At 69.7% G+C, this 19649-nt stretch carries 18 protein-coding genes and 2 tRNA genes; 4 read left to right on the forward strand and 16 right to left on the reverse strand.

Features of this window, described 5'->3' with window-relative positions; genetic code table 11:
• Position 1 precedes the first annotated feature (1 nt).
• The 5 genes from IT184_05750 to IT184_05770 all read right to left on the reverse strand — a co-directional run bounded on the left by IT184_05750 (position 2) and on the right by IT184_05770 (position 2923).
• Positions 2-75 (reverse strand) — tRNA-Cys (locus IT184_05750).
• A 127-nt stretch (positions 76-202) separates the two neighbouring features.
• Positions 203-277 (reverse strand) — tRNA-Gly (locus tag IT184_05755).
• Positions 278-330: 53 nt separating this feature from the next.
• Positions 331-711, reverse strand: a complete 381-nt coding sequence (locus tag IT184_05760; GenBank protein MCC7008301.1) for a YraN family protein — start codon at positions 709-711, stop codon at positions 331-333.
• Positions 712-820: 109 nt separating this feature from the next.
• On the reverse strand, positions 821-2341 hold the full coding sequence (locus tag IT184_05765) for an NYN domain-containing protein (protein MCC7008302.1): 1521 nt from the start codon (positions 2339-2341) through the stop codon (positions 821-823).
• Positions 2342-2422: 81 nt separating this feature from the next.
• Positions 2423-2923 (reverse strand): GNAT family N-acetyltransferase, encoded by a 501-nt coding sequence (locus IT184_05770; protein MCC7008303.1) that lies wholly within the window; start codon positions 2921-2923, stop codon positions 2423-2425.
• Positions 2924-2958: 35 nt separating this feature from the next.
• Here IT184_05770 and IT184_05775 point away from each other — a divergent pair, with 35 nt between their 5' ends.
• The gene (locus IT184_05775) at positions 2959-5556 is read left to right on the forward strand and encodes a protein kinase (protein MCC7008304.1); all 2598 of its coding nucleotides are present in this window, start codon (positions 2959-2961) and stop codon (positions 5554-5556) included.
• 28 nt (positions 5557-5584) lie between these two features.
• Here the strand turns inward: IT184_05775 and IT184_05780 are convergent, their stop codons facing one another.
• From IT184_05780 to IT184_05795, 4 genes are all read right to left on the reverse strand, one after another.
• A complete protein-coding gene (locus IT184_05780; protein ID MCC7008305.1) occupies positions 5585-6085 on the reverse strand; it encodes a hypothetical protein in 501 nt (166 codons plus the stop codon).
• Entirely contained in the window at positions 6085-7212 is a 1128-nt protein-coding gene (locus IT184_05785; GenBank protein ID MCC7008306.1) for a hypothetical protein, read from the reverse strand. The genes IT184_05780 and IT184_05785 overlap by 1 nt, the downstream gene beginning before the upstream one ends.
• A 1-nt stretch (position 7213) precedes the next feature.
• The gene (locus IT184_05790; GenBank protein MCC7008307.1) at positions 7214-8506 is read right to left on the reverse strand and encodes a glucose-1-phosphate adenylyltransferase; all 1293 of its coding nucleotides are present in this window, start codon (positions 8504-8506) and stop codon (positions 7214-7216) included.
• 158 nt (positions 8507-8664) lie between these two features.
• Positions 8665-9036, reverse strand: a complete 372-nt coding sequence (locus tag IT184_05795; protein ID MCC7008308.1) for a phage holin family protein — start codon at positions 9034-9036, stop codon at positions 8665-8667.
• 72 nt (positions 9037-9108) lie between these two features.
• Between IT184_05795 and IT184_05800 the strand changes: the two genes are divergently transcribed.
• Positions 9109-9825: a hypothetical protein gene (locus IT184_05800; protein MCC7008309.1), complete on the forward strand. Its 717-nt coding sequence runs from the start codon at positions 9109-9111 to the stop codon at positions 9823-9825.
• An 85-nt stretch (positions 9826-9910) separates the two neighbouring features.
• On the opposite strand, the gene IT184_05805 is transcribed toward IT184_05800, so the two are convergent.
• Positions 9911-11101 (reverse strand): MFS transporter, encoded by a 1191-nt coding sequence (locus IT184_05805; protein ID MCC7008310.1) that lies wholly within the window; start codon positions 11099-11101, stop codon positions 9911-9913.
• Positions 11102-11175: 74 nt separating this feature from the next.
• Here IT184_05805 and IT184_05810 point away from each other — a divergent pair, with 74 nt between their 5' ends.
• Positions 11176-12003, forward strand: a complete 828-nt coding sequence (locus IT184_05810) for an SGNH/GDSL hydrolase family protein (protein ID MCC7008311.1) — start codon at positions 11176-11178, stop codon at positions 12001-12003.
• Between the two features lie 8 nt (positions 12004-12011).
• Here the strand turns inward: IT184_05810 and IT184_05815 are convergent, their stop codons facing one another.
• From IT184_05815 to IT184_05835, 5 genes are all read right to left on the reverse strand, one after another.
• A complete protein-coding gene (locus tag IT184_05815) occupies positions 12012-12440 on the reverse strand; it encodes an SRPBCC family protein (GenBank protein MCC7008312.1) in 429 nt (142 codons plus the stop codon).
• A gap of 22 nt (positions 12441-12462) precedes the next feature.
• Positions 12463-13878, reverse strand: a complete 1416-nt coding sequence (locus IT184_05820; protein MCC7008313.1) for a cysteine--tRNA ligase — start codon at positions 13876-13878, stop codon at positions 12463-12465.
• 38 nt (positions 13879-13916) lie between these two features.
• A complete protein-coding gene (locus IT184_05825; GenBank protein ID MCC7008314.1) occupies positions 13917-14210 on the reverse strand; it encodes a hypothetical protein in 294 nt (97 codons plus the stop codon).
• A gap of 226 nt (positions 14211-14436) precedes the next feature.
• On the reverse strand, positions 14437-15372 hold the full coding sequence (locus IT184_05830) for a bifunctional riboflavin kinase/FAD synthetase (GenBank protein MCC7008315.1): 936 nt from the start codon (positions 15370-15372) through the stop codon (positions 14437-14439).
• A 10-nt stretch (positions 15373-15382) separates the two neighbouring features.
• Positions 15383-16105 (reverse strand): MBL fold metallo-hydrolase, encoded by a 723-nt coding sequence (locus tag IT184_05835; GenBank protein ID MCC7008316.1) that lies wholly within the window; start codon positions 16103-16105, stop codon positions 15383-15385.
• Positions 16106-16167: 62 nt separating this feature from the next.
• On the opposite strand from IT184_05835, the gene mazG reads away from it, so the two are divergent.
• On the forward strand, positions 16168-17106 hold the full coding sequence (gene mazG, locus IT184_05840; protein ID MCC7008317.1) for a nucleoside triphosphate pyrophosphohydrolase: 939 nt from the start codon (positions 16168-16170) through the stop codon (positions 17104-17106).
• Here the strand turns inward: mazG and IT184_05845 are convergent.
• Positions 17018-19432, reverse strand: a complete 2415-nt coding sequence (locus IT184_05845) for a DNA internalization-related competence protein ComEC/Rec2 (GenBank protein MCC7008318.1) — start codon at positions 19430-19432, stop codon at positions 17018-17020. The two genes, mazG and IT184_05845, sit on opposite strands and share 89 nt — an antisense overlap.
• Between the last annotated feature and the right edge of the window lie 217 nt (positions 19433-19649).

A 19649-nucleotide genomic window follows, 5' to 3' on the forward strand; every position in this document is an offset into this window, starting at 1 on the left:
ATGGAGGCGCCGCCCGGAATTGAACCGGGGATGGAGGTTTTGCAGACCTCTGCCTTACCGCTTGGCGACGGCGCCTCAGGACAAACTGGGAAGGGAACGCTCGTCAGCGACGATCTCGAGGCTCATCTGTGTCACGTATCGGACCAACCTCGGTGCCCACTGAGAGTGCGGCCGGGATGCATGAAGGCCCCGGCGATTAGATTGGAGCGGGAAACGGGATTCGAACCCGCGACTTCGACCTTGGCAAGGTCGCACTCTACCACTGAGTTATTCCCGCCCCTGCCAGCACTTGAGTCTACAGGAAACGCTTCGCACGCGGCAAGGCAACCATCACCATCGGCCAGCGCTGAAGGCGTTCTCGATCACGCGCACCATCGGCCGCGCGCTGCCCGCATCGTCAATCGCGACGACATCGAAGCGGCACGCGACGTCGCCCCGGCCCGCTCTCCGCAAGTACTCGACGGCCATCGTCTCGAGACGCCGGCGCTTCCAGCCCGGCACCGACTCCACCGCCTCTCCGAACAGCCCGGTCGTCCTCGTCTTGACCTCGACGAAGACGACCGTGCCGCGATGGTCGGCGACGATGTCGATTTCTCCAAAGCGTGTGCGGAAGCGCCTGGCAAGAACTGCGTACCCGCGGTGGGTCAACTCGCGGCACGCGAGGTCTTCGCCGGCTTTCCCGAGGCGTTGTCGGCCGGAGACGACAGGCACAGCCGATCGCAGAGCAAGCCCGCTGCCAAGCAGGGCCGCAAGGTGCCGGTCGCCGCCAAGCTCCGAAGCACGGGGAGCCGCCGCTCAGACTTCTCGCGCCGCGGAGCGCCTATTTTCTCGCTCGCGACTTCGGGGCTCTGGCCGTCGTCCGGCCGCTCCCACCTGCCGGGCGGGTGCGAGGACGACGCTTGCGCCCAGAGCTAGCGGCGCCCGACTCTCGGCCGCCAGAGGGCTCGGCGCGATTGCCATCGACGTCGCCCGGCAACCGATCCTCGCTCGCCTCGTAGGGCGTGACGTCGATCTCGGGAAGCGACACGGCCTCTTCGATGTACGCGACGTCGAACACGGGGACGTCGATCTCCGTCACGACGACCCGCTCCACGATCTCCTGCTCCCGCGCTTCGGGCGCCTCTTCGGTTTCCACGTCGAACACCGCGGGTTCCGGCGTCGCCTCCTCCTGGGACGAGGGCACCGGCGTGCTGCCCTGGAACACGCGGATGACCCCCTGCCGGTCGCGATCGACGCGCACGATGTTCTCGCGATGGGCGGCGCGCAGCAGATCGGTCAGGTTGGCGAACCCGTAGGAGCGTTCGTCGAACTCCGGGCTCGTCTGCCGGATGACCTGTTTGACGTTTCGCAAGTACATCGGCCACCGCCGGACGGCGGCGCGCGCAAGCAGATCACGGAAGGCGCGGAGGCCGTCCGCCGCCGTGCCGATCACCTCGGGCGGTGCCTGGCGTGAGCCAGCCTGCTCCGCCGCGGGCGCACCCGCGGCGAGCGGTGGGGCCGCTGCCGCCTCGCTCTCTTCGGCCGGCGCAGCGGCACGTTCGGCCGGCGGCTGCGGCGTTTGGACACCTTCCGCCAGCTCCACGAGCAGCCCGCCCTTGCCGTGGTGGACCTTCACGACGCCCACCTTCTCGAGCTTCTGGACGAAGTCACGGAACGAGCCCGCGCCGTAATTGCGCTCGGAGAAGGTCGAATCGAGCTGCAGCAACGTGCTCTTCAGCAGCCCCAACTGCGGCGACACCTCGCGCTCCGACAGCACTTTCAGCGCGCGGGACACCAGCGGGATCGCCTGTTCGATCGGCGACCGTTCGACCCGCACTTCTCGCCCGCCGCCGTGCCGTCGATCCGCCGCCGGCTGGCTCACGCCGGAGCTGGCCAGCAGGTTCTCGTAGGCGACGAACTCGTGGCAGTTGCGCTGCATGATCACGCTCGTGAACTGCCGGCCGCCCACGATGAACACCTTCTTGTCGTACTGCTTCAGCTTCTCCACCAGGCTGATGAAGTCGCTGTCGCCGCCGACGATGACGAACGCGTTGATGTGCGGATGGGTGAACGCCATCTCGAGGGCATCGAGCGCCAGGTTGATGTCGGCGCCGTTCTTGTCGCCGCCGGGCGTCATGTTGCGCTGCACCATCCGGATGGCGTGCTGGGTCAGCGCGCGGCTGTAGCCGCCGGCCCGCTGCCAGTCGCTGTAGGCGGTCTTCGAGACGACCTCCCCACGTTCCTTCAGCGCCTCGAGCACCAGCCCGGCGTCGAACGAGGCGCCGAGCGTGTTCTTGACGCCAATCTCGATGTTGTCGAAATCGATGAATACAGCTATGCGGAGACGGTCTGACTCAGCCACGCGGTCCTTCTGGAATCCCGGCGGGAGCGAACGAGCCGGAGAGGTCGGTAAGTGCAGCAAGCACGGTCGGTTACGACAGTTTCAGTATAGCGCCTTCGCCATCAGGATGAAATGACAGGGACGGCGGACCGGCCGATCGACGTAGGGCGCCTCGCCGACCGGGGCGTATCCCAGGCGCGCGTAGCGCGGCAGCAGATCGGCTCGCAGGTTCACGACGCGGATCTCCATCGTGGCGGCGCCGGCCTCGCGCGCGCAGCGCTCGGCGGCGTCCACGAGCCGGCGGCCGACGCCCTCGCCCTGCCGGGCGGGCTCCACCGCGAGCATCCCGAACGACGCGCTGCGTCCGGTCACGTCGACCAGCACGGCGCCGACGAGGCCGCCCGACTCGTCCACCGCCGTGAGGAACGTGCCGCGCGCCATCGCGGTGCGCACCTCGTCCAGGCTCGTGCGATCGCCGTCGACGAAAAACCGTTCGACTTCGTAGGCGCGGTTCACGAGGTCCGCAATCCTGGCCGCGGCGTCAGGGCGAGCTGGCGTGATCTGCATGTCGGCGATGCCGGATGTGCGCTTGACGCCCGTCATGCGCACACCCTACCATCCGGGTTTCTGGTGCGGACATGATCGGCGAAGTCGTCACCCATTACCGCATCGTCGATCGGATCGGCGAAGGCGGCATGGGCGTCGTGTATCGGGCCGAAGACACGCGCCTCGGCCGGCAGGTCGCCGTCAAGTTCCTCTCCGAGAAGCTGCTCGCGGATCCGCTCGCGATCGAGCGGTTCCAGCGCGAAGCGCGCGCGGCCTCGTCGCTCAACCATCCGAACATCTGCGCCATCTACGACATCGGCAGCCACAACGGCCTGCCGTTCCTCGTGATGGAGCTGCTCTCGGGCACGACGCTGCGCCGGCGGGTCGCCACCGGACCGCTTCCGCTCGATCTGCTGCTCGATCTCGGCGCGCAAGCGGCCGACGCGTTGAGCGTGGCGCACGCGGCCGGCATCATCCACCGCGACATCAAGTCCGCGAACATCTTCGTCACCGAGCGGGGACAAATCAAGATCCTCGACTTCGGGCTCGCGAAGCTGGCGCGGACGCACACCACGGACCAGTTCGCCGCCACGACGCTCGTGCCGCCCGAGCCGCAAGCGACCGAGACCGGCCAGACGATCGGCACGCTCACGTGCATGTCGCCTGAGCAGGCCCGCGGCGACGACCTCGATCACCGTACCGATCTCTTCTCCTTCGGCGTGGTGCTGTACGAGATGGCCACGGGCCGCGAACCCTTCTCGGGCAAGACGCCCGCGCTGATCTTCGACGCGATCCTGCGGCAGCACCCGACGCGTCCGACCGATGTCAACCCGACGCTGCCGGCCGAGCTCGACCACATCATCTACAAGGCGCTGGAGAAGGATCGCGAGCTGCGCTACCAGACGGCGGCCGAGCTCCGCGCGGATCTCCGCCGCCTGAAGCGCGAGTCCGACGGCGCCCGTGCCTCGATCGGCCGGCCGGCGAGCGGGCCGTCGGCGACGGCCGGCGTCAGCCCGGCGGTGCCGACGCCGGCCGAGAACTTCGACGAGACGCATCTGGCGATGCCGGGCACGCCGGCCGCTGCGCCCGCGGCACGCGGCATCGCGTCCGGCGCGCCGCTACCCGCGCCGCCGGCATCCGGCCGGGCTGGCACCGGCCTCGACGCGCGTACGCCAGGCACGGGCGGCTGGCACGAACCGAGCGGCGCCGGCACCGCGACGCCGCCGGCCGCCGCGCGCCGATGGCTGCTCGGCGCCGTCTCGGCCGTCGTCGTGTTGACCGTCGCCGGCGTCCTCTACCTCGGCCGCGGCGTGACGGCCGCCGACTCGGTGGCGGTCCTGCCCTTCTCGGCGACCGGCGGCACGGCCGGCGACACCGAGTACCTGACGGACGGCATCACCGAAACGCTGATCAACGGCCTCGCGCAACTGCCCGATCTGCGCGTGAGCGCCCGCAGCGTCGTGTTCCGCTACAAGGGCAAGAACGTGGACGCCCAGCAGGTCGGCCGGGAGCTGAACGTCAACACCGTGGTGACCGGACACGTCACGGTGCGCGGCGATCGGCTGATCATCCAGTCGGAGCTCGTGAACGTCGCCGACGGCACGCAGCTCTGGGGCCAGCTCTACAACCGGCCGCAAGCCGATCTGCTCGCCGTGCAGGACGAGATCGCGCAGGAGATTCTCGACAAGGTGCAGCCGCGGCTGTCGGGCGAAGACCGCCGGCGCGTGACGAAGCGCTACACCGACAACGCCGACGCGTATCAGGCGTACCTGCAGGGGCGCTTCTTCTGGAACAAGGGCACGATCGACGGCTACAAGCAGTCGATCAACTACTACCAGCAGGCGATCGGCCGCGATCCGAAGTACGCGCTCGCGTACACGGGCCTCGCCGACTCGTACCTCCTGCTGGGATCGTACTGGGTGGAGATGCTGCCGGAGGCCAAGAGCGCGGCACTCCAGGCGCTCGCCCTCGACGCTTCGCTCGCCGAGGCCCACGTCGCGCTGGGACACATCCGGCTGCTGCTCGACTGGGATTGGATCGCGGCCGACGCCGCGTTCACGCAGGGCCTCGCGCTCAACGGCAATTCCGCGCTCGCGCACAGCCAGTACGCGAAGTACCTCATGACCGTCGGCCGGACGGCCGACGCGGTCGCGGAAGGACGACGGGCGCTCGCGCTCGATCCGATGTCGCCGCTCGTGAACAGCGATCTCGGGTGGTACCTGCTGTTCGCCGGCGACACGGCGGAGGCGATCGCCCAGCTTCGAAAGACGCTCGACCTCGACGCGAACTCACTCGCCGCCCATCGCAGCCTGGGGCTCGCCTACAGCGAAGGCGGCCAGCACGGCGAGGCGATCGCCGAGCTGAAGCAGGCGCTCACGCTCTCGGAGAACAGCCCCGTGGTGCTCGGCTATCTGGGACTGGCCTACGCCCGCGCGCACGATCGCGCGCAGGCCGAGGGCGTGCTCCGCGATCTGGGCGCGCTTGCCGCGAGGACGTACGTCCCCTCGTCCGCCGTGGCGCTCGTCCACACCGGCCTCGGCGACAGCACGCGCGCCCTGGACGCGCTCGAAAAGGCCTACGAGGAACACGACTTCGGCATCACGCAGATCCGCACGGCGCCGTGGTATGGCGCGTTGAGAAACGATCCGCGCTTCACCGCGCTGCTCGCGAGGCTCGGCTTGAGCCAGTGAGACGGCCGAGCCGAGCCCCCGCCAGCGTCTACTTGAGCCCGTACCCCTGCTGGCCCGGCAGGCGGCCATCCACTCGCAGCAGCTTCACGGCACGGCTGGCGACCGGCGCCTGCACGAACGCGAGCGCGCCGGGCGTGCGGCCGACCTGCTCGATCGCCATCTCGTTCGAGTAGACGAGCTTCGGCCCATTGGCCGTGTCGGCGCGAAACACTTTCGCGATCCAGTGCTGGCGGAACTGGGCTTCGGTCATCTGGCAGATCGTCTGGACGACGGCGTCGCGCTCGCGCGCGATGGGCGCGCGGATGAGCAGCGTGACGCGGACGCCCGACGGCCAGAAGTCGCGATCCCCGAGCCACAGGCGGCGAAGCTCGGCCGTCGTCAGGTTGTCGATCGGCACGGCCGGGTGCACGATCACCGCGATCTCCGGCGTCTGGGCGCCGAGTGACCGCGGCGCCGCCAGCGCCGCGACGCCGAGCCACAGCACGACGAGCGCGAACCTCCACGACGGACGAGCAGGGCGGCCGCGCATCAGAACGTGAAGCAGACCTGGAAGAAGCCGCCGTGGTTGCGCACGCTGTCCGCGCCGCGCGTCCACGTGCGGTACTCGCCTTTGATCGCGGCGAGCGACGAGGCGTCGTATCGCACGCCGAGCGTCAGGCCATCGAGCCGCGGGACGGTCGCGAAGACGGCATCGGCCGCGTCGATGCCGACGTGTTCGAATCGCGCGTACGGCTTCCACAGCCGCTCGAACTGCGGCAGCCGATAGGCCCCCTGCACGTAGTAGGCGTGGTTCCACGTGGACGAGGCGCCGCCGACGGCCGTGTGGCGGACGCTCGCAATCTCGGCGATGAGCTCGGGTTCTTCCTTCTGCCAGGCGACGTGCGCGGCGACGATCTGCTCCGAGAACTCGCGGGCATCGGCGAGCGTGATGCGGTCGCCGTAGGCGGCCGCGCCGACTTCGAGGCCGTAGAAGCGATCGGGCTTGGAGAACACGTTCACGAGCCAGGCGCGCTGCCCGTTGACGTCGCCGGCGTCGCCGCCCCGGCTGATGGCGCTGGCGCGCCCGTTGCCGACGCCCCCCTTGTAGCTGAGATTCATCCCGCGCGCCGGCACGGCGCCTTCGACGAGCGCACCGATGAAGTGCACCGGAAGGAATCGGCCGCCGAACTGCACCATCTCGGGCCGGGCGATCGTCGTCTGGAGCCACTGCCCGTGGTGGAAGGCGGTGTTCCAGTAGTTGATCGGCGTGTGATAGCGGCCGAACGACACCTTCAGCCGGTCGCTCTGGTCGAAGCGGAGGATCATGCGCTCGACCTCGGTGTTGAAGCCCGTGGCGGCCGGGCTCCCGGTGCCGGCGTCGGCCCGGGCCGTGAAGCTCAGCTCGCCGAAGAACGTCACGCGCGGCGACAGCTCCGACGCCATGTGCAGCGCGAGCTGCCCGAGCGAGAACCCGCGGGCGCCCTCGGTGCGGCGCATGCCCGAGAGGTTCACGTCGCCGAATCCGGAGAAGCGCAGCGAGGGATATTGGCGCTCCGCGGTCTCGGGCGCCGTCATCTCGTGCGGCTGCGACTGCGCCGCGGCCTCGGCCGCGCCCAGCGTCAGGCCGGCCAGCAGGAGGACCGTCCGCCACGTCGTGCCGCGTGTCGGGTCGAGCACCTCAGATCACCGTCCCGTGCGGCACGATGCCGTTCTTCGGGATGATCACGATGCCGTCGCGCACGTAGTACAGCGGATGATCCATCGTCTCGGGCTTGCCGTGCGGCGAGATGGTCACGTCGTTGCCGATGCGCGCGTTCTTGTCGATGATGGCGTTCTCGATCTGCGTGTTCGCGCCGATGCCGATCCGGGGCTGGCCGACGGCCTCGTGCTCGGTGATCGACGTGGCCGATTCGTAGAAGTCGCTGCCCAGCACGATCGTGCGGTGCAGCCGCGCGCCCGGCTGAATCACGCTCCGGATGCCGACGATCGACTGGTGAATCTGCGCGTAGGCGATGATGCAGCCGTCCGAGATGACGGCGTGATCGACTTGCGCGCCGTTGATCTTGGAGGCCGGCAGGAAGCGCGGACGCGTGAAGATCGGCGCGGCCATGTCGAAGAAGTTGAACCGGGGCAGCTCGGCGGTCAAGTCCAGGTTGGCCTCGAAGAAGGCTCGGATCGTCCCGATGTCCTCCCAGTAGCCCTGGAACACGTAGGAGTACACGCGGCGCTCGCCGATCGCGTCCGGAATGACGTGCTTGCCGAAATCGGCCTTGTCGTTGTCGAGCACGGCGAGGAGCACGTCGCGGTTGAACACGTAGATGCCCATCGACGCGAGCAGCAGGTCCTCGTGATCGCCGGTCAGGCCGAGCGATCCGTACTGGTCGCGCGGGATCGCCAAGCCCTCGAGCGCCTCGGGCGTCTTTGGCTTCTCGACGAACCGCGTGATCCGGTTGTCGCGATCGATCTGCATGATCCCGAGCGCCGACGCCTCCCGTTCGTGCACCGGCATCGTCGCCACCGTCAGCTCGGCGCCCGACTGGATGTGCTGCGCGATGAGCGGCCGGAAGTCCATGCGGTAGAGCTGGTCGCCGCTCAGGATGAGCACGTACTCGAAGTCGTGGTTGAGGAAGTGGACGAGGTTCTTGCGGACCGCGTCGGCCGTGCCCTGGTACCACGACGTGTCGGTCGGCGTCTGCTCGGCGGCGAGGATCTCGACGAAGCCGTTGGCGAAGTGATCGAACTTGTAGGACTGCGCGATGTGGCGGTGGAGCGACGCCGAGTTGAACTGGGTGAGCAGGTAGACGCGCCGCAGCTCCGAGTTGATGCAGTTCGAGATCGGGATGTCGACGAGGCGATACTTGCCGCCGAGCGGCACCGCCGGCTTCGCGCGCTCCTTGGTGAGCGGAAACAACCGCGTCCCCGCGCCCCCGCCCATGATGACCGCCAGCACGTTGCTCGTGTTCGCGGTCATTCGCACGGCCCCTTGTGTCGCCGGCATAGCGCCTCCATCCCGGACATCATTCTGCCTCAAGAACCGCCGCGGCTTTCGGCGATCGGCCATCGGCTCGGGTCGCCGGCTCCGCCCCCGCGTGCCGCGGCACGACGCTCCCTCGCCGGGCGAGGCGTCCCTCAGCGATCTCGCCGCCCCGGCGGCCGCCCGATCGGATCGAGAAGGAGGCCGTTCAGCATCCAGCTCACGATGCTGACGAGCAGCGCGCCGACGAGCGCCGACCAGAAGCCGGCGATGTCGAACCCAGGGACGACCGCGGCCGTGAGCCCGAGACAGATCGCGTTGACGACGAACAGGAAGAGACCCAGGGTGACGAGCGTGAACGGCAGCGTCAGAAGAATCAGGACGGGCTTGACGAGCACGTTCACCACGCCGAGCACGGCACCGGCCACGAGCGCGGTGCCGGGGCCGGCCAGCCGCAGGCCCGGGGTGAGCCAGGCCGCCACGAGCAGGGCCACGCCGTTGAGGAGGAGACGGGCGAGCAGGCGCATTTCCACAGCGTACTCCGCCGGTGGCTTCGGTTGTATAGTGATGCGTCGCCACCTTTTCAGCGAGGTCACACTATGCGTTTGGTCTACGGGTCTGCGCTCGCGTTCGTCATCGCACTCTCTCTTCCGCTGCAGGGCGCCCAGCCGCAAGGCGCGATGGCCCAGGGGGACGCATCGAAGGGCGTGGCCGGCGGCGGCATCTTCGCGCAGGGCTGGCAGGGCAAGGTCGATCCCAACGAGGCCAAGGCCGGCCTGACCGTCGAGAGCGCCAAGCTGGCGCAGCAGGGCAACGTGCTGTCGGTCACGACCGGTCCGGCCATCACCTACTGGAATCCGAACAACCGGGCGACGGGCAACTACACGGTCAAAGCGACGTTCCACGAGCCCAAGTACATGAACCTGAACAATCACCCCCACCCGTACGGGATCGTGATCGCAGGCAACGACATGGGCACCGACAGCCAGAGCTACCTCTACTGCGCCGCCTACGGTGACGGCCGCTTCATCGTGCGCGGCTTCGGGCCGGCGCCCTTCCAGATGAACGGGCGTGGCGCGCCCGCGCCGTCGGTCAACAAGGCGGCAGGACAGGGTCAGCCGGTCAGCCAGGAAATCGCGATGTCCGTGAAGGGCGACACCGTCGAGTGCGCGATCAACGGCCAGGTCGTCGGCACCTACAGCAAGGCGGACCTCGTGACCGCGGGCAAGCTCAAGTCCACCGACGGCGTCTACGGCGTCCGCTTCGCCCACAACACCGAAGGCACGGTGACGGGCCTGACGATGACCAAGAACTGATCCGGCCATTGGGCATTTGGGGATTCGTTGTTCGAATCGAGTCGGCTGTCTCCAAACAACGAATCACCAGATGCCCAATCGGTGCTCAGCGCTCCCTTCTCGCCATCGCCCAGATCGTCACCAGCAGCAGCAGCCCCGCCCCCAGCAGTCCTGACACCGCCAGCGCGCTCGCGCGCGCGTAGCCGGGAAACAGGTAGAGCGACGCCGACCCCAGGGCCGGGCCGGCGAAGATCCCGACGCCGATCGCGGCTTCGTGGAAACCGCCGTGCTCGGCTTTCGCCTCCCCCACGTCCATCGAGTAGAAGAGGGACGAGTAGTACATCAGCCCGCACGACAGCCCGAAGGTGATCTGCGCCACGACGAGCATCCAGACCGCGGGTGCGAGCAGGATCGTCACGAAGCTCACGGCGAGCGTCGCGAAGCCGCCGACGAGGAAGCGGAAGCGATAGTGCCAGCCGGTCCAGTTCCAGAGCGCGACGAAGGCGACGAGCCGGCCGAACAGCCACACGGAGCAGACGAGCCCGGCGCGCGCGGGCGACAAGCCGAACCGCTCCGCGATGCTCGGCATCGTCGCGAGCAGCGTGTAGATCGCGACGTAGGAGAACGGGTTCGCGACCCAGCCGAGTTTGAGGAAGACGGCCGGCGGCACCGGCTGCCGGTAGGCGCGCGGATCGGGATGCGGCGTCGGATCGGGCGCGGCCGCCGCCGGCACCACGACGTGCTGGGCCTGCCGATCGAGCCAGATCGTCGCCCCCAGTTGCGCCGTGAACACCGCGGCTGGAATGCCGAAGAGCGCGCCCTTGCCCAGCCAGTCGTAGAGACCACCGCCCGTGAAGTAGGCGACGGCCGACGCCGTCGACCAGGTGCAGTTGTACAGCCCGACCATGTGCGGGACACGCGCGGGCGGCTCGTGCTCCGTGATCAGCGCCTCGATCGCCGGCCACAGAAAGCACACCGACGTGGAGTAGCACGCCAGCAGGGCGATCTCGAGCCACGCCCGGGTCACGAACGGCCCGATCAGCATGCAGACCAGCAGCCCGGTGAACCCGATCCGCAGGCTGAGATGAAACCCGCGCCGTTCGGCGAAGCGGCCGGCCTGCCACGACGCAACGATGTAGATGGCGCCGTGGAGGGCGGCGACGGCAAGGTTCTCCCGGTTCTCGAATCCGAACCGGTCGTGCAGGAAGAAGAACAGGTAGTTGAAGTAGTAGGACGTGGCGATCGCCGCCGCGGCCACGAGCGCCAGGTATCCGGCCTTGAGCCGGTGCAAACTCATCGTCAATCGGTGGTTCCTCGCCTTGCCGCCCTGGCGATACTATGCCGCATCCACGCTTCCGCCGGGAGGATCCCATGCATGCACGTCAGGTCGTGTTCGGCACTGCTACGCTCGTGCTCGTCACCCTTTCCCTCAGCGCCGGACGTCCCGTGCGCGCGCAGCAGCCCGCCGCGCCGGCGCCTGCTGCGTCGGCCGGCCAGACGCTGCCGGTCGGGCAACTCGGCTGCGTCGAGCTGTCCGCGGCGCTTCGTGGCGTCATGACGAACGACGTCCGCCTGCGCGACTGGGCGCAACTGGCGCGCTACCGTGACGCCAATCGCGCCGCCGGCCCCGTGGACGTCGTCTTCATGGGCGACTCGATCACCGACTCGTGGCCGCAGGAGCGGTTCGGCCCCTGGTTTCCTGGCCGCCGCTACGCCGGCCGCGGCATCAGCGGCCAGACCACCCCGCAGATGCTCGTCCGCTTCCGGCCGGACGTCATCACCCTGAAACCGAAAGCCGTCGTCATTCTCGCCGGCACGAACGACATCGCCGGCAACACCGGTCCGATGACCGACGAGGAGATCGAAGGCAACCTCGCGTCGATGAGCGAACTGGCGGTCGCCTCCGGCATCAAAGTCGTGTTGTCGAGCATCACGCCGACGAGCGCCTACCACGTCGGCCCGAGCGGCCTCCCCCAGACGACGACGAGGCCGATGGCGAGGATTCAGGCGATCAACGCGTGGATGCGCGACTACGCGGCGGCCCATGGCCACGTCTATCTCGATTACTTCTCGGCGATGGTGGATGCGTCAGGGGTCATGCGCAGCGAGCTGACGGGCGACGACCTGCACCCGAATGCGGCTGGCTACGCCATCATGGCGCCCCTGGCGCAGGCCGCGATCGACCGCGCGCTGCGGTAGCGGTCCGATCAGCCTTCGACGAGCGCCTTCAGGCGCTCGAGGTCCGACTGCATCGCGCTCTTGAGGGGGCCGGCCAGCATCGAAGCCGGCACCGGCAGCTCGTCGGATTGCCCGACGTTGCGCACACGCACGCGCGACCCCGCGCCCGACCGTTGCACGTCGTAGCGGATGATGCCGCTGAACGGCCCGTCGGTGACCTTCAGGATCAGCAGGTGCGGGAAGTGGACCGACTCCACTTCCGTCGTCCAACTGAACTCGTAGCCCATGAGCGTGCCGGTGCGACGCACGCGAGCGCCGGGCTCGAGCGCCTGGTCGAGCAGGTCGACCTGCTTGATCACCTTGATCCACTCGTGCTCGCGCTGGGGATCGAACATGATGCCGGCGATGTCGGCAGGGGATGCGGCGATCTCGATCTCTGCAGAGACGTCGAGGGTCATGGCCCGATGATACTGCGCGAGCTCACTTCCGCTTCCATCGGGTGCCCGCGGCCGAGTCCTCGAGGAGGATCCCGCGGGCGTCGAGGTCGCGGCGAATCTCGTCGGCGCGGGCGAACTGGCGCGCGGCGCGAGCCTCGCGGCGTTCGGCGATCAGCCGCTCGATCTCCTCGACCGGCACCGGCGGGCGCTCGTCCTCGCGGCGGCGCAGCGTGAGCACGCCGAGCAGCCGGTCCCAGTCGTCGAACTGCGCCCGCACGGCCGCCGCGCCGGCGCGAGTCAGCCGGCCCTCGTCGATCGCGGCGTTCATCTCGCGCACGAGATCGAAGATCACGCCGAGCGCCGCCGGCACGTTCAGGTCGTCCGCGAAACAGGCGCGGGCGTCGGTTCGCGCGCGCTCGAGCCGCGACGTCACGTCGGGCGCGGCATCGCCGCCGCCGCTCACGGCATCCAGCCGGGCCAGGAAGTCCGACAGCCGCGTCAGCGCGGCGTCGGCCTGATCGAGCACGTCCCAGTTGAACGTGAGCTGCTTGCGGTAGTGGACCGAGAGCAGCAGGTAACGGAGCGCCGAGGCCCGGTAGCCTCGATCGAGGATGTCGCGCACGGTGAACACGTTGCCGAGCGACTTCGACATCTTCTCGTTGTCGATGTTCAGGAACTCGACGTGGACCCAGAACCGGACGAACGGTGTGCCGGTGGCGCCCTCGGCCTGGGCGATCTCGTTCTCGTGGTGCGGGAACGTCAGATCGATGCCGCCGCCGTGGATGTCGATCGGCGGCTCACCGAGGAGCCGCAGCGCCATCGCCGAACACTCGATGTGCCAGCCCGGCCGGCCGGGGCCGCACCCGTAGTCCCAGCTCGGCTCGCCGGGCTTCGATGCCTTCCAGAGCACGAAGTCGCGCGCGTCCTGCTTGCCGTAGGAATCGGAGTCGACGCGCGCGCCAGCCTGGATGCCCTCGGCGTCGAGCCGCGAGAGACGGCCGTACGCCGGAAACGACGCGATGCGGAAGTAGACCGAGCCGTCGGACGTGTAGGTGTGGCCGCGTGCGTCGAGCGCCCGCACCATGTCGGCCATGGCGCGCAGGTTCGCGGCGTCGGTGGCGCGCGGGTACTCCTCGGCCGGCTCGAGGCCCATGGCCGCCGCGTCCTCGTGGAACGCCGCGATGTAGGTGGCGGTGTAGTCGGCAAGCGACCTGCCTGCCTGCTGCGAGGCGTTGATGGTCTTGTCGTCGACGTCCGTGAAGTTGCTGACCTGGCGGATCGCGTAGCCTTCCTGATACTTCAGGACGCGCCGCAGCACGTCGAGGCTCACGAACGTGCGGAAGTTGCCGATGTGCCCGCGGGCGTAGACGGTGAGCCCGCAGGTGTACATGCGCACGGTCTTGCCGTCGGCGGGAGCGAACTCTTCTTCGGATCGCGTGAGGGTGTTGTACAAGCGCATGGGCTGGACGGAACGGCTGGGCGGCTTCAATCTCGACGCTAGCGCGCCGCCTGTGGACGTGGGTTCTCGTACCGGACGACCGCCGATCGGCCGCCACAGCGAAGCTGGAGCTCGCCGCCGGCCTTGCCGCCGACGCACGAGACCTCGATGGTGCCCGGCGTACCGGTCGCGCCGACGAGCTCGTCCAGCGCGCGGCCGAACGCGGCCGCCAGCGCCTGCCGTTCCGACTCGGCGCCACCGATGAGGTCGAAATAGCGCGCGACCACGTCGACGGCGAGCGACCGATAGTCGGCACCGGCCGGCACGCGCAGGTTGAACACCGCGTCGGGCATCTCGGGGAGAGATTCTAACAGTCCCGGGTCCCGGGTCCCGGGTCCGGGGTCCTGGGTTCGCCGCTTCGGACCGATGGTCCGTCGGTCCTGGGTCCGCGGCTTCGGTCCGGTGGTCCTCGGTCCGGGGTTCGCCGCTTCGGTCCGACGGTCCGTCGGTCCCTGGTCCGGGGCGAGTCCTCCGGTCCATCGGTGCAGGGTTCGCGACCCGGCGGTGGGTCGATCCGGCTCAAAGGCCCATGCGGCGGAACAGGTCGAGTGCGGTGGCGCAGTCTTGGCGGATTTGGATGGTCAGGGCGTCGGTGTCGGCGAACCTGAGCTCCGGGCGGAGCCACTTGACGAACGCCAGGCGGAGGCGTCGGCCGTAGAGGTCGTACTCGCCGTCGAGGATGTGCGTTTCGAGCGTGGCGGGCCCCGCCTCGCCGAAGGTCGGGCGCACGCCGAGGCTCGTGACGGCAGGGTGCGCCGTTGCGCCGATCATCGCCAGCGTGGCGTAGATGCCGTGCGCCGGCAGCAGCTCGTTCTCGGTCCGGAGGTTCGCCGTCGGAAAACCGAGCGTGCGGCCGCGCGCGTCCCCGCGCACGACCTCCCCGTCGACGAAGTAGTGATGGCCGAGCAGCGATCCGGCCTCGTCCACGCGCCCTTCCGCGACGAGGTGCCGGATGCGCGTGCTCGACACGACGAAGTCCTTGTACCGGACCGGATCGATCTTCTCGACGCGGAAGCCGCGGTCCTCGCCGAGCGCCCGCAGGAGCGTGAACGTGCCCGATCGGTCGCGGCCGAAGAGGAAGTTCGCGCCCACCCAGACGTCGGCTGCGCGCAGCCAGTCGACGAGCACCGTCTCGACGAACACCTCGGGCTCCCAACGCGACAGCTCCGGCGTGAAGCGCACGATCGCCACGGCGTCCATCCCGGCGCGCTCGAACGCCTCGAGCTTCTGGTCCAGCGTCATCAGGAGCGGCGGGGCCTTGTCGGGACGCAGCACGCGTGGCGGGTGCGGATCGAAGATCATCGCCACCGACGTGCCCGCCCGCTCATGGGCGTGCCGCCGGACCTCGTCGATGAGCTGCTGATGGCCACGGTGCACGCCGTCGAAGTTGCCGAGCGCGACGACGGGATGCGGCCAGTTGGGCCGCTGATCGTCGGGAAACGCGATCACCTCCATGGCCGGCATCCTAGCGGGGCTCGATCGTCAGCCCGTCGTATGCCAGGGCCATTCCGTCGGGCAGCTCGCTGTTCGTGGCCGCGTGGCCCAGCTCGTGCGAGATGTGGGTGAAGTACGTCAGGCGCGGGGCGATCCGCCGGGCGGCCTGCACGGCCTCCTCGAGCGTGAAGTGCGTGGGGTGCTTCCGCTTGCGCAGGGCGTCGATCACGAGCACGTCGAGACCCAAGAGCAGCGGCATCGACGACTCGGGAATGCGGTTCGTGTCCGTCAGGTACGCGAACGCCCCGAACCGGAAGCCGAGCACGCCCCATCGGCCGTGCTGGACCGGCACCGGCACGATGGCCTGCGCCCCCACCTGGAACGGCCCGGTGATCGGCACGAGGTCCAGGTGCGGTACGCCGCCGCCGCGCGGCGCGTCGGGTGCGAAAGCATAGGCAAAGATGCGCGCCACGCTCTCGAGCGTTTCGGCATCGCCGTGAATCGGCATCGCGCGGCCGCTGATCGCGTTGAACCGGCGGACCTCGTCGAGGCCCATCACGTGGTCGGCGTGGGCGTGCGTGAGCACGACCGCGTCCACCTTCCGCAGGTCGTGGACCAGGGCCTGCGTGCGCAGGTCCGGCGTGGTATCCACCAGCACGCACGACCCATCGTCGCATTCGACGTAGATGGACGGCCGGAATCGCTTGTCCCGAGGATCCGGCGATCGGCAGACGTCGCAGTCGCACCCGATCATCGGGACGCCGTGGGACGTGCCGGTGCCGAGAAACAGCACGCGCACGAAGAGTGAATGCTAGCATGGCGGTCGTGCCCTCCCCCGCCCGGCGCGGGCGCGGCCGCTCGCCGCGCCGCGCCACACCGGCCGCCGCCTTCGCCCGGCTGGTCGCCGTCATGCACACGCTGCGCGCCCCTGGCGGCTGCCCGTGGGATCGAAAGCAGACGCATCGTTCGCTGCGCTCGTATCTGCTCGAGGAGACCTACGAGGCGCTCGAGGCCATCGACGGCGACGATCTCGACGCTCTCGCGGGAGAGCTGGGCGACGTGCTGCTGCAGGTGGTCTTCCACGCCGAGATTGCCGCGGAGGCCCATCGCTTCGATGTCGTCGACGTCATCAGCCTTCTGACCGCCAAGCTCATCCGCCGCCATCCTCACGTGTTCACGCCGACGGGGCGGCCGCTCCGCAAGCGGACCGGCCGGTCGGTTCGCAGCCCGCGGCAAGTCGTCGAGCAATGGCAGGAGCTGAAGGCCGGCGAGCAGAAAGCGGCCGGCCGCCAGGCGGGGCTGCTGTCGGGCGTGCCTCGCGGCCTGCCTGCCCTGCTGCGCGCTCACAAGATCGGCGGGCGCGTGGCCGCGGTCGGCTTCGACTGGCCGAACCCCGAGGCGGTCGTGGACAAGATCGACGAGGAGGTCCGCGAGCTCAGGGGCGCGCTGGCCGAGGGCCACGCGCGCGTGGCCGAGGAGCTCGGCGATCTGCTCTTCACGCTGGCCAACCTCGCGCGGCATCTCGGCGTAGAGCCCGAATCGGCGCTGCGCGAGGCCAACGACAAGTTCACGCGCCGCTTCGGCGCCCTCGAAGCCACGCTTGCCGCCGGCGGCCGGTCCGTGGGGGCAACGCCACCCGACACGCTCGACGCCGTCTGGAACCTCGTCAAGCGCCGCTCGGCCACACGCGGACGGTCCGGCCCGGCCCGCGCATCGGGCGCACGCGCACCACGTGCCCATCGGTCTCGACGATGATCGCGCCGTCGCGATCGGTGCGATAGACGCGAGCCCCCGCGTGCTCGAGGCGGCGGAGCACGTCCGCCGACGGGTGCCCGAACGGATTGCCGCGGCCGGCGCTGATGAGCGCGACATCCGGCTCGTACCGCTCCACGAGCTCACGGGTCGTCGACGAACGGCTGCCGTGATGCCCGACCTTCAGCACCCGGAGCGGCGCCGCGTCCGCGAGATCGAGCGCCTGCTCCACCTCGGCGCCGACGTCGCCGGTGAGCAGCATCTCCACGTCGCCGTATCGAACGCGCAGCACGAGCGAGTCGTCGTTCCGGACCCGTTGGCGCTCCCAGTCTGCCAACGGCGGGTGCAACACCGTGAGCGACACGCTCCCGACGCGCAGGCCGTCGCCGCGCTGGAGCGTACGCCACGTGCTCCGCCGCTCGTCCGCGGCCGCCACGAGCGCCGCGCGCTCGCGGTGAGGCGGGACCGGGACGCCTTCCCAGATTTCGGCCGGGCCGAACTGGCGCGTCATCGCCTCCGCCCCGCCGATGTGATCGAGATCCGCGTGGCTGAACGCCAGCGCGCGAAGACGGCGTTCGCCGCTGGCCCAGACGCCGGGCATGAGAATCCGCTCGCCGCTGTCGAACCGCGTCGTCCGCCCGCCCGCATCGATCAGGAACGCGAGGCCGCCCGGCACCTGCAGGAGCATGGCCTCGCCCTGCCCCACGTCGAACATCGTCAGCCGCAGCCATCCGTCCGGCGGCCGCGCGCACGAGGTCAACGGCGCGGAGACGATGAACACGATCGCGACGAGAAACGCCGCCGCCGCAGCGCGCCGGCGTGCGATGCGCGCCGTGGCGTGCAGCCAGCCCGCGCCGCCGAGATAGAACAGCAGCACGATGGCGAGTGGCGGCGGGGGCACGCGCCACGACAGCCACGGCACGAGGTCCACCAGGCGCGCCGATTCCAGGATGGCGTACGCCGCGACGGCCGCCACGGACGCGGCCGTGCGCCCGACCATCGGCAGCACGCCGCCGGAGGTGACGGCAACGGCGGCGCTCGCCTGCACGACGGTCATCATCGGCACGGCGACGAAGTTCAGGCCCAGACCGGCGACGCTGACGCGCGCGAAGAGGGCCGCCCCGACGGGCAGCAGCGCCAGCTCGGCCGCTATCGTCGCCCGCCACACATCGCGCACGGCCCGCCCCAGCACGCCTCGCCGCGTCTCACCGTGCGGGGGCGGGCGTCCGGCGACGAGCACGATGGCGAGCGTCGCGCCGAACGTGAGCCATTGCCCCGCGTTCAGCACGGCGAGCGGATCGGCAATCGCGATGGCCAGCGCCACCAGGGCGACGACCGTCATCGGCGCCAACGCCAACCCGGCCATGACCGACACGAGGTAGAGACACGCCGCCGCCACGGCCCGGGTCACGGAGGGATCCCCGCCAACGATCCAGCCGTACGTCACCACGAGCACCAGCGCCGCTGCCGCGCGCCAGCGGTGCGAACGAACGACCAGACGAAGCGCCAGGTACGCGGCGGCCGTGAGCAGCGCGACATTCCCTCCCGAGATCGCGACGACGTGATAGGTGCCCGCACGCTGCAGACGCTCCTCCACAGCCTCGTCGATTCCCGCGCGGTCGCCGATGAGCACGGCCGTGACGATGGCGGCGACGTCGGGCGGGTAGGGTGCGAACCAGCGCGCCACGCCGCGCCTGACGGCCGCTCGCACGCGAGCCGCCGCTTCGTCCCAGAGCGGCGCGCGTGCGACCTCGATCAGCAGCGCGCTCTTGATCGTGCCGGTTGCAACGACGCGCCGGGTCAACGCCTGCCAGCGCGCCGACGGGCCGCCCGGGTTGAGCAGCACGGGCACGGGCCGCAAACGGACGGGCGCGCGGATGCGCCGGCCGGCCGTCCACTCACGTACGATGTCGTGGCCGAACTGGCCGGCGACGAAGACATGGATGCGGCCGGTCATCGGCTGCCAGGCCGCCTCGTGACGCACCCGCGCCACGTCCATCGTGAGCCGCACCTCCGCTTCACCGGGCGACGCGTCTTCGGTGAGCGTGCCGTCGACCTCGATGGGTGCGGCGTCGCGCGCCGGCTGGCGGTCGAGCCAGGCGGCCAGCGGCGGCGCGAGCGCGCTGTCGCGGGCGCCGGCGGCGTGCCCGGCCGCCGCCGCGAACAGCGCCGCCAGCAGGCAGCCTCGCCGCGCGCGGCGTTCGAGGAGCAACGCCCACGACGCGCTCGCGATCGCGGCCGCCCACGCCGTTCTGGGCGACATCGTCGCAAGCGCCCCGCTCGCGGTTCCGGCGAGCACGATCGCGACGACCAGCAGATTCGCAGGCACCCATCCGGGCAGTGCAAGACCCGGGCACAACGTGCGCCAGCGTCATCGCGTGAGAAATTGCGGGACGTCGTGTGCAGATCGAGGATTCAGCCATCGCGATCGAACGTGGACGATCAAAATCTGCGAGGTGCCTCGTTTGCCGGCTCGGCCCGGCGGATCGTTGAGGTATCCTGATCGAGTTATCGATGCAGGCGAGTTTCTACTCTGTCGCCTGTTT

Source organism: Acidobacteriota bacterium, from assembly GCA_020853395.1.
Lineage (GTDB): Bacteria > Acidobacteriota > Vicinamibacteria > Vicinamibacterales > SCN-69-37 > JADYYY01.

Coding starts and splice junctions, on each gene's coding strand:
- IT184_05770 (MCC7008303.1), bottom strand. CDS start 2,923: ATGACGGGCGTCAAGCGCACATCCGGCATCGCCGACATGCAGATCACG.
- IT184_05775 (MCC7008304.1), top strand. CDS start 2,959: ATGATCGGCGAAGTCGTCACCCATTACCGCATCGTCGATCGGATCGGC.
- IT184_05780 (MCC7008305.1), bottom strand. CDS start 6,085: ATGCGCGGCCGCCCTGCTCGTCCGTCGTGGAGGTTCGCGCTCGTCGTG.
- IT184_05790 (MCC7008307.1), bottom strand. CDS start 8,506: ATGACCGCGAACACGAGCAACGTGCTGGCGGTCATCATGGGCGGGGGC.
- IT184_05795 (MCC7008308.1), bottom strand. CDS start 9,036: ATGCGCCTGCTCGCCCGTCTCCTCCTCAACGGCGTGGCCCTGCTCGTG.
- IT184_05800 (MCC7008309.1), top strand. CDS start 9,109: ATGCGTTTGGTCTACGGGTCTGCGCTCGCGTTCGTCATCGCACTCTCT.
- IT184_05805 (MCC7008310.1), bottom strand. CDS start 11,101: ATGAGTTTGCACCGGCTCAAGGCCGGATACCTGGCGCTCGTGGCCGCG.
- IT184_05810 (MCC7008311.1), top strand. CDS start 11,176: ATGCATGCACGTCAGGTCGTGTTCGGCACTGCTACGCTCGTGCTCGTC.
- IT184_05815 (MCC7008312.1), bottom strand. CDS start 12,440: ATGACCCTCGACGTCTCTGCAGAGATCGAGATCGCCGCATCCCCTGCC.
- IT184_05820 (MCC7008313.1), bottom strand. CDS start 13,878: ATGCGCTTGTACAACACCCTCACGCGATCCGAAGAAGAGTTCGCTCCC.
- IT184_05825 (MCC7008314.1), bottom strand. CDS start 14,210: ATGCCCGACGCGGTGTTCAACCTGCGCGTGCCGGCCGGTGCCGACTAT.
- IT184_05830 (MCC7008315.1), bottom strand. CDS start 15,372: ATGGAGGTGATCGCGTTTCCCGACGATCAGCGGCCCAACTGGCCGCAT.
- IT184_05835 (MCC7008316.1), bottom strand. CDS start 16,105: ATGATCGGGTGCGACTGCGACGTCTGCCGATCGCCGGATCCTCGGGAC.
- mazG (MCC7008317.1), top strand. CDS start 16,168: ATGGCGGTCGTGCCCTCCCCCGCCCGGCGCGGGCGCGGCCGCTCGCCG.